This is a genomic window from Nonomuraea sp. IBHARD001, from assembly GCF_056106265.1.
This window is the reverse complement of the sequence record NZ_JBWBBW010000002.1, coordinates 8,975,281-8,987,647: the sequence shown is the minus strand read 5'-3', so window position 1 is coordinate 8,987,647 and position 12,367 is coordinate 8,975,281. Positions and strand designations below refer to the sequence as shown.

Annotated in this window: 10 protein-coding genes; 3 read left to right on the top strand and 7 right to left on the bottom strand. The window is 71.5% G+C overall.

Features of this window, described 5'->3' with window-relative positions; all coding sequences use genetic code 11:
* Nucleotides 1-74: 74 nt before the first annotated feature.
* On the bottom strand, nucleotides 75-1,376 hold the full coding sequence (locus ACTWNK_RS42335) for an MATE family efflux transporter (protein WP_474310751.1): 1,302 nt from the start codon (nucleotides 1,374-1,376) through the stop codon (nucleotides 75-77).
* A gap of 297 nt (nucleotides 1,377-1,673) precedes the next feature.
* Here ACTWNK_RS42335 and dnaB point away from each other — a divergent pair, with 297 nt between their 5' ends.
* Nucleotides 1,674-4,934: a replicative DNA helicase gene (gene dnaB, locus ACTWNK_RS42330; RefSeq protein WP_474311145.1), complete on the top strand. Its 3,261-nt coding sequence runs from the start codon at nucleotides 1,674-1,676 to the stop codon at nucleotides 4,932-4,934.
* 9 nt (nucleotides 4,935-4,943) lie between these two features.
* Here the strand turns inward: dnaB and ACTWNK_RS42325 are convergent, their stop codons facing one another.
* Both ACTWNK_RS42325 and ACTWNK_RS42320 read right to left on the bottom strand, forming a co-directional pair.
* Complete coding sequence (locus tag ACTWNK_RS42325; RefSeq protein WP_474310749.1) at nucleotides 4,944-5,465, bottom strand: hypothetical protein; 522 nt, start codon at nucleotides 5,463-5,465, stop codon at nucleotides 4,944-4,946.
* Between the two features lie 121 nt (nucleotides 5,466-5,586).
* Nucleotides 5,587-6,411 (bottom strand): NAD(P)H-binding protein, encoded by an 825-nt coding sequence (locus tag ACTWNK_RS42320; RefSeq protein WP_474310747.1) that lies wholly within the window; start codon nucleotides 6,409-6,411, stop codon nucleotides 5,587-5,589.
* 112 nt (nucleotides 6,412-6,523) lie between these two features.
* Here ACTWNK_RS42320 and ACTWNK_RS42315 point away from each other — a divergent pair, with 112 nt between their 5' ends.
* Nucleotides 6,524-7,462 carry an AraC family transcriptional regulator gene (locus tag ACTWNK_RS42315; protein WP_474310745.1) on the top strand — a complete coding sequence of 313 codons (939 nt, stop codon included), beginning with the start codon at nucleotides 6,524-6,526 and terminating at the stop codon, nucleotides 7,460-7,462.
* Nucleotides 7,463-7,478: 16 nt separating this feature from the next.
* Here ACTWNK_RS42315 and ACTWNK_RS42310 read toward each other — a convergent pair whose 3' ends face one another.
* The 4 genes from ACTWNK_RS42310 to ACTWNK_RS42295 all read right to left on the bottom strand — a co-directional run bounded on the left by ACTWNK_RS42310 (nucleotide 7,479) and on the right by ACTWNK_RS42295 (nucleotide 11,374).
* Nucleotides 7,479-8,345, bottom strand: coding sequence for an NAD(P)H-binding protein (locus tag ACTWNK_RS42310; RefSeq protein WP_474310744.1), 867 nt, complete (start codon nucleotides 8,343-8,345; stop codon nucleotides 7,479-7,481).
* Between the two features lie 75 nt (nucleotides 8,346-8,420).
* Nucleotides 8,421-10,082: a heparinase II/III domain-containing protein gene (locus tag ACTWNK_RS42305; protein WP_474310742.1), complete on the bottom strand. Its 1,662-nt coding sequence runs from the start codon at nucleotides 10,080-10,082 to the stop codon at nucleotides 8,421-8,423.
* A gap of 122 nt (nucleotides 10,083-10,204) precedes the next feature.
* Nucleotides 10,205-10,909, bottom strand: coding sequence for a metallophosphoesterase (locus ACTWNK_RS42300; protein WP_474310741.1), 705 nt, complete (start codon nucleotides 10,907-10,909; stop codon nucleotides 10,205-10,207).
* Between the two features lie 27 nt (nucleotides 10,910-10,936).
* Nucleotides 10,937-11,374 carry an Lrp/AsnC family transcriptional regulator gene (locus tag ACTWNK_RS42295; protein ID WP_474310740.1) on the bottom strand — a complete coding sequence of 146 codons (438 nt, stop codon included), beginning with the start codon at nucleotides 11,372-11,374 and terminating at the stop codon, nucleotides 10,937-10,939.
* A gap of 65 nt (nucleotides 11,375-11,439) precedes the next feature.
* Here ACTWNK_RS42295 and ACTWNK_RS42290 point away from each other — a divergent pair, with 65 nt between their 5' ends.
* Nucleotides 11,440-12,330: an SMP-30/gluconolactonase/LRE family protein gene (locus ACTWNK_RS42290; RefSeq protein ID WP_474310739.1), complete on the top strand. Its 891-nt coding sequence runs from the start codon at nucleotides 11,440-11,442 to the stop codon at nucleotides 12,328-12,330.
* Nucleotides 12,331-12,367 lie beyond the last annotated feature (37 nt).

Below are 12,367 nucleotides of genomic sequence, written 5' to 3'. Positions count from 1 at the left end.
CCCGACAAGCACGCCGCCGTTAAGACCTGATCACGCGGGCATGACGCTGATCATGCGTCTCGGTGTTATGGGTGTCATGCGCCGGTGACCAACCAGGCCGAACCCCGGGCCCGCAGCACCAAGGTGATCATGCGTGCGAGCATCCACACGCCGAGCGCCCACCACAGCGCCACCAGGCCGAACCCGGTGGCCAGGGCCGCCGCGGGCAGGTAGGCGAGCGTGGCCAGCACCGACGCCCACGCGAGGTACTTCTGATCGCCCGCGCCGATCAGCACGCCGTCGAGCACGAACACGACACCGGACAGCGGTTGGAGCAAGGCGACCGGCCACAACACCGCCACCAAGTGCTCCGAAACCAGGGTATCCGCGCCGAAAATGCCGGGAAGATATGGCCGGCTCGCCAGCACGGCCAATCCGAGCACCACGCCGGACCACACACCCCACCACACCATCCGCCGGGTCGCCGAGCGGGCCGCCTCGACCTCTCCGGCGCCGAGCGCACGCCCGGTGATGGCCTGTCCGGCGATCGCGATGGCGTCGAGCGCGAAGGCCAGCAACGACCATACCTGGGTGGCGATGGCGAACGCGGCGAGCTGCGCCGAGCCCATCCTGGTGGCCGCCACCGTCGCCACGATCAGCACCACGCGCATCGACAACGTCCGCACGAGCAGGGCCAGGCCCGCCGTGCCCGCGCTCCTGACCCCGGCCAGATCCGGCCCGAGCCCGACGCCGAGCCTGCGCGCCCCCCTGACCACGACCGCGAGGTAGACGGCCGCGCCGAGCGTCTGGGCCAGTACGGTGCCCCATGCCGACCCGGCGATGCCGAAGTCCAGCCCGAGGACGAACCAGGCGTTCAGCACCGCGTTGAGAGCGAACGACCCGACCGCGACCAGCAGCGGCGTCGCGGTGTCCTGCAGCCCGCGCAGCACTCCCGTGCCCGCCAGCACGACCAGCATCGCGGGCGTGCCGACCAGACTGATCCGCAGATACGTCACGGCCTCGGCGCTCAGGGCCGGAGTGGCGCCGAACCACTCCACGATCATCGGCGCGAACGGCCAGCAGCACACGATCAGCAGCACGCCGAGCCCGGCGGCCAGCCACATGCCGTCCACGCCGCTGCGCATGGCCCGCTCGGCGTTGCCCGCGCCGATCTGCCTGGCCACCGACGCCGTGGTGCCGTAGGCGAGGAACACACACAGGCTGATCACCGTGCCGAGTACGGCTCCCGCCACCCCCAGCGCCCCGACGGCGTCGGTCCCCAGGCCGTGTCCGACGATCGCGTAGTCGGCCAGCAGGAACAGCGGCTCGGCGACCAAGGCCCCGAAAGCGGGCACGGCCAGCCGCAGAATCTCCCGGTCTTGGATGGTAAGTGGCACAGGTCTATTTTGCTACTTACGTGGGGGTCCTTCGGCGTGTCGCCCGAACTTTCTTTCTTCCACAGGCAGTGGATGAAGTTTCCGCAGGTCAAGCCATGATCGTAAGTTGTGCACAGGAGTTGTCCACAGCTTCGTCCCCAGGCTCCCCACATGTTCGGGGGGTTCCTGCACAGCTTGTCCACAGCCTTGTCCTCAGGCCGCGTTGCCGTTCGGGCGGGATACCGGGGAAACTGTCAGCCCGGTCGACTACAAACGGGGGTATGCGACCGCCTGCTAGGTGAGAGGTGCGGCGTGAGCATGGATGACGAGTCGGGCGCGGGCCCGGGGTTCGAGCGCACACCGCCCAACAACATCGAGGCGGAGCAGTCGGTGCTGGGCGGCATGCTGCTGTCCAAGGACGCCATCGCCGACGTCGTGGAGCTCATTCGCTCCGACGACTTCTACCGGCCCGCCCATCAGATCGTCTTCGAGATCATCACCGATCTCTACGGCAGGGGCGAGCCCGCCGACGCCGTCACGGTCTTCGACGAGCTGCAGAAGCGGGGCGAGGCGGCACGCGTTGGCGGCGGCGCCTACCTGCACACGCTGACCGCCGTCGTCCCCACCGCGGCCAACGCCGGTTACTACGCCAAGATCGTCAGGGAGCAGGCCATCCTGCGCCGCCTCATCGAGGCCGGCACCAGGATCGTCGGCTTCGGCTACGGCGGGCAGAGCGAAGAGGTCGACGACCTCGTCGACAGGGCACAGGCCGAGATCTACAAGGTCACCGAGCGCCGCACGTCCGAGGACTACGCGCCGCTGGCCGACATCATGCCCGGCGCGCTCGACGAGCTGGAGGCCATCGGCAGCAGGGGCGGCCAGATGGTCGGCGTGCCCACCGGCTTCCAGGACCTCGACGCCCTCACCAACGGCCTGCACCCCGGCCAGATGATCGTCGTCGCCGCCCGCCCGGCCATCGGCAAGGCCCTCACCCTCGACACCGCCCTGCCCACGCCGTACGGCTGGACCACGATGGGCGAGGTCGGGCCTGGCGACCTGCTGCTCGGCGCCGACGGCCGCCCCACCACCGTGCTCGCCGCGACCGAGGTCATGCACGACCGGCCGTGCTACGAGGTCGAGTTCGACGACGGCACGACCATCACGGCCGACGCGCAGCACCAGTGGCTGGTGCACTCGGGCTCCGGGGGCGACGCGCAGCACCGGCGGTTCGTTCACCCGTGCTCCGAGGTCGACGCGCAGCACCAGTGGCTCGTCCGCACGGTGGCGGGTGCGCGTGGTCCGGTCCCGGCGGCGACCGGAGCCGTCGCGTGCGACGGCGTCTCGTCCGGCGACGGTGTCTCGTCCGGCGACGGCGTCTCGTCCGGCGGCCGGGTGCTGACCACGGTGGACATCGCGGACACGTTGCTGCTGCCCGACGGGGCGCCCGCGCACAGTGTCGTCCTCGCCTCGGCCTTCGAGCTGCCCGAGCGCGACGACCTGCCGGGTGACCCCAGGGCATGGGGGCGGCGCCTGGCCGAGGCCGGTGGGCGTATCCCTCAGGCCTTCCTGCGGGCCTCCAAGGCGCAGCGCGGGGCCCTGCTCGGCGGTGTGCTGGACACGGCCGCCGCCGGGGTGCGGGACGACGGGACGGTCGTCGTCACGGTCGGCGGCGATGACGGGCTCGCGGGCGACCTTCGTGAGCTCGCGCTCGGACTCGGGCACGGCGCGAGGCTCGGCGGGCCCGGAGTCGTCGAGCTCACCCCGGCCAGGGCGCGTCGCATCGTCGGTGTGCGGCCGGTGGCCTCGCGGCCCGTGCGATGCGTCGAGGTCGACAACGCCGACCACCTGTACCTGGCGAGCCGGTCCTGCGTACCCACCCACAACAGCACGCTCGGCCTCGACTTCGCCCGTTCGGCCGCGATCAAGCACCAGATGACGACCGTCGTCTTCTCCCTGGAGATGTCGCGCAACGAGATCACCATGCGTCTGCTCTCGGCCGAGGCCAGGGTCGCCCTGCACACGATGCGATCGGGCCTGATGAGCGACGACGACTGGACCAGGCTGGCCAGGCGGATGAGCGAGGTCGCCGAGGCCCCGCTGTTCATCGACGACTCGCCGAACATGTCGATGATGGAGATCAGGGCCAAGTGCCGTCGGCTCAAGCAGCGCAACGACCTGCGGTTCGTGGTCATCGACTATCTGCAGCTGATGAGCTCGCCGAAGAAGACCGAGAGCCGGCAGAACGAGGTCTCCGAGATCTCCCGTGCGATCAAGCTGCTGGCCAAGGAGCTGGAGGTCCCGGTCATCGCGATCTCCCAGCTGAACCGTGGTCCCGAGCAGCGCACCGACAAGCGTCCCGCGGTCAGCGACCTGCGTGAGTCCGGCTGCCTGACGGCGGGCACCCGCATCATGCGCGCCGACACCGGCGCCGAGGTCACCCTGGGCGAGCTGCTGGCCTCCGGCGCCAGGGACATCCCCGTCTGGTCGCTCGACGACCGGCTCAGGCTGGTTCCCCGTACGATGACCCACGTCTTCCCCAGCGGCGTCAAGGGCGTCCACAGGGTGACGCTGCGCTCGGGCCGTCAGGTCGAGGCGACGGCCAACCACCCGTTCCTCACCTACGACGGCTGGCGGCCGGTCGGCGATCTGCCGCCGGGCACCAAGGTCGCCGTCCCTCGCCACGTGCCGCCGCCGCTGGCGCTCGCCGAGCACGATCTCACCGCGCACGGCTTCACCGGGCACGACCTCACCGAGCACGACCTCACCGAGCACGAGGAGTTCGCGCCGGGCTCCGGCGTGCCCGTGCCGGTGTTCGCGGCGCCCAAGCGGCAGGTCGCGTCCTTCCTGCGCCGGGTGTGGGCCGCGCACGGCGGTCTGCGCTGGGACGAGGGCGCCCGCGAGGCCCGTGTCTCGTGCGTCTCCTCCGGCAGGAGGCTCGTCGACGACGTGGCCAGGCTGCTGCTGCGCTTCAATGTGATGACCAGGATCGAGCGGACGCCGGGCGGGGAGCACGAGCTCCTCGTCGAAGGCACGGCCGACCAGCTCCGCTTCCTCGACGACGTCGGCGTCCCCCAGCTCCACGCCGTCCAGGCCGTCGTCTGCGCCGGGCACCTGCGTGCGCTTCCCGGAGCAGCGGGCGGCACTCCCGAGGTGCTCCACGACCGCCTCAAGGGCGTGTTCACCGATACCCCGGAGCGCCGGCTCGCCATGGCCGGGGCCCCTGCGATCGGCCGGGTGGCCGCCGTGCTCGACGACTCCGGCCTGGAGCTGCTCGCGACCAACGACGTGTTCTGGGACGAGGTCGCCTCGGTCGAGTACCTGGGCGAGCAGCCCGTCTACGACGCCACCGTGCTCGGCACGCACAACTTCGTGGCCGAAGGCGTCAGCGTGCACAACAGCATCGAGCAGGACGCCGACATGGTCATCCTGCTGCACCGCGAGGACGCCTACGAGCGGGAGTCGCCCAGGGCGGGCGAGGCCGACCTGATCGTCGCCAAGCACCGTAACGGCCCCACCGCCACCGTGACCGTCGCCTTCCAGGGCCACTACAGCCGCTTCGTCGACATGGCCCAACATTGAGCAGGCGCCTCAGGCGAGGATCAGGGCGGCGATGACGAGGAGGGAGCCGCCCATGACGACCGCGTGCCTGGCGTTCTGCAGGACGGGCATCACCCAGGTGGGGAAGGCGCGCTCGGCGGCGGTCAGGAAGGCGCGGACGTCGATGCGCGCCAGCATCGGGTCGCCCTTGCGCTCGAACGCCTTGCGCACCGACGTGGCGGCGGTGAGCTGGCTGTGCAGGATGAGGACGTTCCCGGCCAGCACCAGCGGCTGGAAGACCCACGACAGCGTCGTGCCCCACGCGCTGCCCGACAGGTTGAGCACGGCCAGGACCGTCATGACGAGTGCGACGGTCGCGGGCACCACGGTCTCGTGCCCGCTCGCGTCGAAGCTGATCCGATTGTCGGCCAGCACGCTCGCGGGCACGCCCTGGCGGGCGAGCTCGGCCTCGGCCGCCGCCTTGGCCCCGCCGCCGTAGCGGTGGCGCACGGCCGGGATGCTCAGGAAGGCGAGGGCGATGAGCAACTGCAGGGTGGCGGCGAAGGCGAGCATGGCGTTCGTTCTCCTCAGGGTGCTGACCGGATGTCAGGGCGTCGGGCTGATGTCGCCAACATTCGCGCCCATCGCTGTCACGGCACTGACACGCCCCTGAGACCGGTCATGCGCGGGCCGATCAGCCCCAGACCCCCTGGGCGGCGACGCGCCTGGCCCAGGGACCGAAGGCCGAAGGCGCCCGGCCGAGCACCTGCCGTACTCCGTCGACCGGGTCGCTGGTGTGGCCGGTCCTGTGCATGGCGAACATCGCGCCGAGCCCTTCGGCCTGCTCACGCGTGTACCCCTCGGCCAGCAGCTCCTCCAGGTACGCCTCGGGCGTCAGCTCCTCGTACACGATCGTCCGCCCGGCGGCCTCGCCGATCGCGTGCACCGCGTCCGCGAACGTCAGGCTCTGCGGCCCGGACAGCTCGTAGGTCCGCCCGGTGTGCCCGGAGCCGGTGAGCACGGCGGCGGCGACCTCGGCGACGTCCTCCACGTCGACGAACGCCTCGGGCGTCGGACCGATCGGCAGCCCGAGCCGCCCGGCCACCAGCGGCGCGTGCCAGAGGTCCTCGTCGAAGTTCTGGAAGAAGTTGCCGGGCCTGAGCACGGTCCACTCCACGCCGGACTCCCGTACGGCGGCCTCGCCCGCCAGCATCCCGGCGCCGAAGCCGTCCCCGACCCGGTCGACGCCGCGCCCCGACAGCATGACGAAACGCCGTACCCCGGCCGCGACCGCCTCGGTGACGAAGTCCCGCACGCCGGACGGCTCGTACGGTGCGATGAGGTAGACGGCGTCGGCTCCCGCCAGGGCCGGTCCCCAGGTGGCGGGCAGGGTCCAGTCGAAGCGCGTCCCGCCGCTCCTGGAGGCCGCCTTCACCGTCGCCCCGGCCGCGCGCAGCCGTGGGGTGAGCCGCCTTCCGGACTTGCCGGTGGCGCCGAGCACAAGGATGTTCGTGGTCATGTCCCGAGTCGACCACGGGGGCCGGAGGCCGGGACATGGGCGCGTGTCCGCGACGCATAGGCGATCGTCCGGACCGCCGTGCACGACGTCCGGCCCGCCTAGGGTGGGCGTCATGGACGTGTTCGACGAACTGCTGCGCGGTGTCAGAGGCAGGGGCGCGCTCTTCGGGCGCTCGGTGTTGTGGCCGCCGTGGTCGTTGCGTTTCACCGACGAGGCCTACCTGACGTTGTGCGTGCCCCTGCGCGGCGGCGGCTGGCTGGTGCCCGAAGGCGGCAGGCCCAGGCAGGTACGGCTGGGCGAGGCGGCCATCGTGCGCGGCCCGGCGCCGTTCGTCTTCACCGACGACCCGGCCACCGGGGGAGCGCCGGTGCGCGAGGTGCGGTTCGGCGTGGTCGAGGACGGCGGTCCGCCTTCGGACGAGGAGCTGCACGGGCCGACGGTGCTCATGGCCGCCGCCTACGACGTGCGGGCGCTCGCGCCGAGACGCCTGCTGCGGCTGCTGCCGCCCGTGCTGGTCGTGCCGGACGAGCAGGACTGCGGTCCGTTGCGCGACTACCTGGAGACCCAGATCGCGGGCGGCAGGCCCGGACGGCAGATCGTGCTCGACCGGCTGCTCGACTGGCTGCTGGTGTGCACGCTGCGCGACTGGTTCGACCGGTCGGAGGCCGAGCGGCCCCGCTGGTACCAGGCGCTGGGCGACGAGGTGGCGGGCCCGGCCCTGCGCGCCCTGCATGCCGATCCCGCCCATCCGTGGACGACGACGGAGCTGGCCGCGAGGGTCGGCGTCTCGCGCACGACGCTGGCCAAGAGGTTCACCGACCTGGTCGGCGAGGGGCCGGCCGCCTACCTGGCCGAATGGCGTATGACGCTGGCCGCCGACCTGCTCGGCCAGTCGGAGATGACGGTGGCGGCGGTGGCCCGCAGGGTGGGATACGCCGACGCGTTCGGCTTCAGCGCGGCCTTCAAACGGGTGCAGGGCGTGAGCCCGACCGCCTACCGCCGGGACGCCGCGGCCGAATCGGGGCACGAGCGCGAGGTCCCGGCGGGATAGCACCGCCCGCGGGCGGTCAGCTCTGCCAGGCGCCCTGGGCGACGGCCGCCTTCGCGTAGTCGGCGAAGTCACGAGGGGCGCGCCCGAGCGCCCGCTGGACGCCGTCGGCCACGGCCGCCTCCGCGTTGCTCCTGATCGGCGTCAGCGCGGCGGCCCACACCGCCGCCTCGTCGGCGGGCACGCCGCCCTCGGTCAGGGTGGCCAGGAAGTCGGCCTCCTCGATCGGCACGTAGACCGCCTTGGCCCCTCCGGCCTTGGCGATCTCGCCGAGTGCGTCCTCGATCGTGAGCGCGCGAGGACCGGACAGCTCGTACACCTGCCCGGCGTGCCCGTCCTCGGTGAGCGCCGCGACGGCGACGTCCGCGATGTCGTCGGCGTCGACGAAGGCCGATGCGCCGTCGCCGGTCGGCAGGGCGACCTCACCCTGGAGGACCGGCAGCAGGAACATGCCCTCGTCGAAGTTCTGCGCGAACCAGCCGGGCCGCAGGATCGTCCACTCGACACCGGAGGCGCGTACGGCGTTCTCGCCCTGGACGTGCGGCGCGTCGCCCTCCATCGACTCGCCGAACCAGCCGGGCACGTCCACGCCCCTGGCCGAGAGCAGCACCAGCCGCTCGACGCCCGCGGCCACGGCCTGGTCGACCAGGGCCTGCGTGGGGGAGGGCGTCTCGTCGAGCTGGACGACGTAGGCGGCACGCACCCCGTCGAGCGCGGCGGCCCAGGTGCCGCTGTCGTACCAGTCGAACGGCGTGTCGCCCGAGCGCGAGGCCACCCGCACCGGGAGGCCTCGCTCGCGCAGCCGCGTCACCACGCGCTTGCCGGTCTTGCCCGTGCCGCCGATGACGAGGATCGGGCGGTCGTCGTGAGTCGCTTCTGAAGTCATGCCTCAAGCCTGTCGCCGGGCGCCGCGCCGGGCCATGTCCAGACATCCGCCTCTGATGTCCGTTCGTCCGGCTGGTCAGCCCTTGGCCGTGTCGAAGGTCACCGTCCCCTTCGGCGTGTGCGCGACGACCTTCGTCCCTTCGCACGTCAGACGCGGATCGGCGACGCCGGGCACGACGACGGTCAGCACCGACCGCGCGGGATCGGCGGTGACGACGGGCGCCTCGACGCGCTTGAGGAAGCCGGGCGAGACCTGGCCCCGCCGTACCCGCTGGCCGGTGAGGGGGCGGCAGGAGGGCAGCTCCACCTGGACGAGGGCGGCGCGGAAGGCGCCGGAGGAGAGCACGACGCGGCCCGCGGCGGCGGGTGCGGCGCGCAGGCCCGGTGCGAGGTGCCAGATCGGCTGCACCTTGGCCGGGCCCGGCACCTCGTCCACCACGGCCAGCAGGTCCCGCTCCTGGTCGACGAGCACCGACCGGGTACGGGCGACGCCGTAGGCCCGGTCGGTCAGCCGGTAGCTCTGGCGGGTCGAGCCGAGCGAGGAACGGATCAGCCGGCTCGGGCTCTCCTCACGGAAGGCCGCTCCCACCACCACGGGCACGTTGTGCGCCTGCGGCGTGACCGTCCAGCGCTGGTACGCGGTCTTCTCATACGAGTGGAACCCGGCCTCGACCAGCAGATCGCGGCCTTGCGCCTGGTAGGTGACACCCAGGTGGTCCTCGTGGCCGTGCGCCCTCCTGCCGGGGCCGAACCTGATGGAGTAGTACGAGGCGCCGGGCTGCCAGGCGCTGCGGCCGAAGACGTAGCCGCCGTCGAACACCTTGACCGTGGCCCCGGCCTGACGGCCGAAGCCGATCGGCCGCATGTCGGCCGGGCTGTCGCCGATCGCCACGATACGGCCGTCGGGCTGGATGGCATGGGCGATGTAGTCCTCGAGCAGCCGCCGCCTGCCGGTGAGGGCGGCGGGCGGGGTGATGCGGCAGTCCTTGATGGCGTTCAGTGCGACGCCGAGCCGCCTGTGGACGTAGATGCCGTAGCGGGGCGCCTGTTCCCTCAGCACGCCCTGGTCGTCGATGGCGTAGGCGGCCGAGGAGGTCATCCGGTTGAGCGCCAGCCGTCTCCAGCGGCCCTCGTCCAGCCTGCAGGCGATGCCGAGCAGGGCGATGTCCTGGTCGAGGCCGTGGTTGTGGCCCTTCTTGTACAGGCCGGGCCTGGCCAGCAGTTCGGCGTGCTCGCCGAGGCTCTCGGCCAGCCAGTCCGCCTTGACGTACTTGCTGAGGCACACCAGGGCGGGCGCGCGCAGGGCGATGGGGTGCTCGGCCCAGGCCCACGGGCTGACGTCCTTGCCGCCGCGCGGGTTGTCCTTCACCCAGTCGCGGGCGATCTCGGTGGCCCTGGCCAGGTAGTCGGCGCGGCCGGTGCGTTCGTGGTCGACGACCATGCGGCCCATCCAGCGCAGGGCGTGCAGGTTGAGCGCCCATGAGCGGTTGCGATGCGGATCGGCGGTCCAGTCGATGTCACGGCCGAGGTCGACGGGCGGCAGGCCGACGAAGTTCACCCGGCCCGCGATGATCTCGGCTGGCCGTACGGCGGCGAACTGGGTGGAGTCGCAGACGGCCACGCCCTTGCCCGAGGCGAGCGAGGGCCTGGCCGCGTCCGGCGGCCTGTCGGTGACGATGAGGAAGGTGGCGGCCACGAGGCCGGCCGCGAGGTGCCATCGAAGAACGCGTGCGCGCAAGAACTGCTCCCGTCGGGACGCGGACGGCCCCTGTGCATCCGCGGCTTCGGACACCGGGCGACCGGCGGTCACCTAATGCTTTTCACCCTCTTTTGATGCCTTTCACGGAACCGTTGTTCGAGCTAGCGGGCGATCGGCCGGAAATGGGTAATCAGCCGGACCCCATCGAAGAGGTGCAGCGCGTACGCCGGAGGCAGGGTGTGGTCGAGCGGGACGGCGTCCGTGGTCTCGGCCGTGGTCAGCGCGGTGGACACGCAGCCGGGCGCCACGATCAGCGGCCTTCCGGCGAACGTGCTCGCCGCCCCCGTGTGCGCGTGCCCGGCCAGCAGCGCCACGATGTGCGGATGCCGCTCGACCAGCCCGGCGAGCCGCTCGGCGTTCTCCAGGCGGATCTCGTCGACGTACGGGATGCCCAGGGCGACCGGCGGGTGGTGCATGCCCACGAAGGCGGGCACGTCCGGCCGTTCGGCGAGCACCTCGTCGAGCCAGGCCAGGCTCTCGTCGCCGAGATGACCGTGATGGGCGCCCGGCACGCTGGAATCCGCCAATGCGATCGTGGCCCGCTCCAGTCGGAGCACCTGGTTGACCGGGCCGACGCCCTGGACGAAAGCCGCCCGTACGTCATGGTTGCCCGGGCAGGTGATCAAGGGGATGGGGGACTTCAACAACGTGGCCGCCAGCTGCGACTCCTCCAGCGTGCCGTGGTCGGCGAGGTCGCCGGTGACCACGATCGCGTCGAGGGGACCGGGCAGGCTCTCCAGGTGCCGCAGCAGCCGGTCGGCCCGTTCGACGCTGTCGTCGGAGCCACCGAGATGGATATCACTCACATGGGCAAATATCAGCATCTGCTCACTTTAGAGGGGCGACGTCGGGCGTTCGAAGAACGTCTCCAGCACGACGATCGTCTGGGTCCCGGTGACGCCCTCGACCTGGAACAGTCTGCGCAGCACGTCCTGCAGCGCCTTGGTGTCGGCCGTGCGCACCTTGACCAGCACCGACGCCGGTCCGGCGATCACATGCGCCTCCTCGATCTCCGGCACCGCCTCCAGCGCGGCCGAGGTGTCGCCCATCCAGGCGCCTCCGTCGACCATGACGTAGGCCAGCACGCCACGCCCGACGGCGACGGGGTCGACCTCGACGGTGGTACGCCGGATGACACCGCGCTCACGCAGCTTGCGCACCCGCTCGTGCGCCGCGCCCCCCGACAGCCCGACCGCCTGGCCGAGGCTCGCGTAGGACCGGGTGGCGTCCTGCTGCACCAGGCTGATCAGCGTCCTGTCGATGTCGTCCATATGTAAACCATATCCTGCAATTTCTGGATTTGACCAAACAGCATCCGGTCGTCTTTGCTGGACGTATGACCGACACCATCGCCACCGAGTTCGAGGTCCTCGACGAGCGCTTCAAGGCCGTCGGAGGCGACAACCGGGTCGAACGGCTGTACACAGGCACCCGCTGGGCCGAGGGCCCCGTCTACTTCCCCGCGGGCCGCTACCTCGTGTGGAACGACATCCCCAACGACAGGATGCTGCGCTGGGACGAGCCCACGGGCACGGTCGCGGTCTTCCGCCAGCCCACCGGCTACGCCAACGGCGGCACCCGCGACGCCCAGGGCAGGCTGATCTCCTGTGAGCAGGGCGGTCGCCGCGTCACCAGGACCGAGCACGACGGCTCCCTCACCGTGCTCGCCTCGCACTGGAACGGCAGGCGCCTCAACAGCCCCAACGACGTCGTCGAACGCTTCGACGGCTCCCTCTGGTTCACCGACCCGCCCTACGGCATCCTCAGCGACTACGAGGGCCACAAGGCCGATGCCGAGATCGACGGCTGCCACGTCTACCGCATCGACCCGGCGAGCGGCGAGGTCACCGTCGTCGCCGACGACTTCGTCCGGCCCAACGGCCTGGCCTTCTCCCTGGACGGCTCGCGCCTCTACGTCGTGGACACCAGACGCAACCACATCAGGCTCTTCGACGTACGCGAGAACGGCGGCCTGGCGGGCGGCGAGGTCTTCGCGACCAACGCCTGCGGCAACCTCGACGGCATCAGGCTCGACGACACCGGCCGGATCTGGGCCGCGGCCGGGGACGGCGTGCACTGCTTCGACCCCGACGGCACGCTGATCGGCAAACTCCTGCTGCCCGAGGAGGTCGCCAACCTCACCTTCGGCGGCCCCAAGCGCAACCGCCTGTTCGTGACCGCCTCCTCCAGCCTGTACTCCCTGATGCTGAACGTCACGGGGGCCTGAACGCCGCTCGCCGCCCGCCACCGCGAAGTGCGGCGGC

Excerpts from the sequence above, each read along its gene's own strand:
- ACTWNK_RS42290 (WP_474310739.1), top strand. The coding sequence starts at position 11,440 with ATGACCGACACCATCGCCACCGAGTTCGAGGTCCTCGACGAGCGCTTC.
- ACTWNK_RS42325 (WP_474310749.1), bottom strand. The coding sequence starts at position 5,465 with ATGCTCGCCTTCGCCGCCACCCTGCAGTTGCTCATCGCCCTCGCCTTC.
- dnaB (WP_474311145.1), top strand. The coding sequence starts at position 1,674 with ATGGATGACGAGTCGGGCGCGGGCCCGGGGTTCGAGCGCACACCGCCC.
- ACTWNK_RS42320 (WP_474310747.1), bottom strand. The coding sequence starts at position 6,411 with ATGACCACGAACATCCTTGTGCTCGGCGCCACCGGCAAGTCCGGAAGG.
- ACTWNK_RS42315 (WP_474310745.1), top strand. The coding sequence starts at position 6,524 with ATGGACGTGTTCGACGAACTGCTGCGCGGTGTCAGAGGCAGGGGCGCG.
- ACTWNK_RS42295 (WP_474310740.1), bottom strand. The coding sequence starts at position 11,374 with ATGGACGACATCGACAGGACGCTGATCAGCCTGGTGCAGCAGGACGCC.
- ACTWNK_RS42310 (WP_474310744.1), bottom strand. The coding sequence starts at position 8,345 with ATGACTTCAGAAGCGACTCACGACGACCGCCCGATCCTCGTCATCGGC.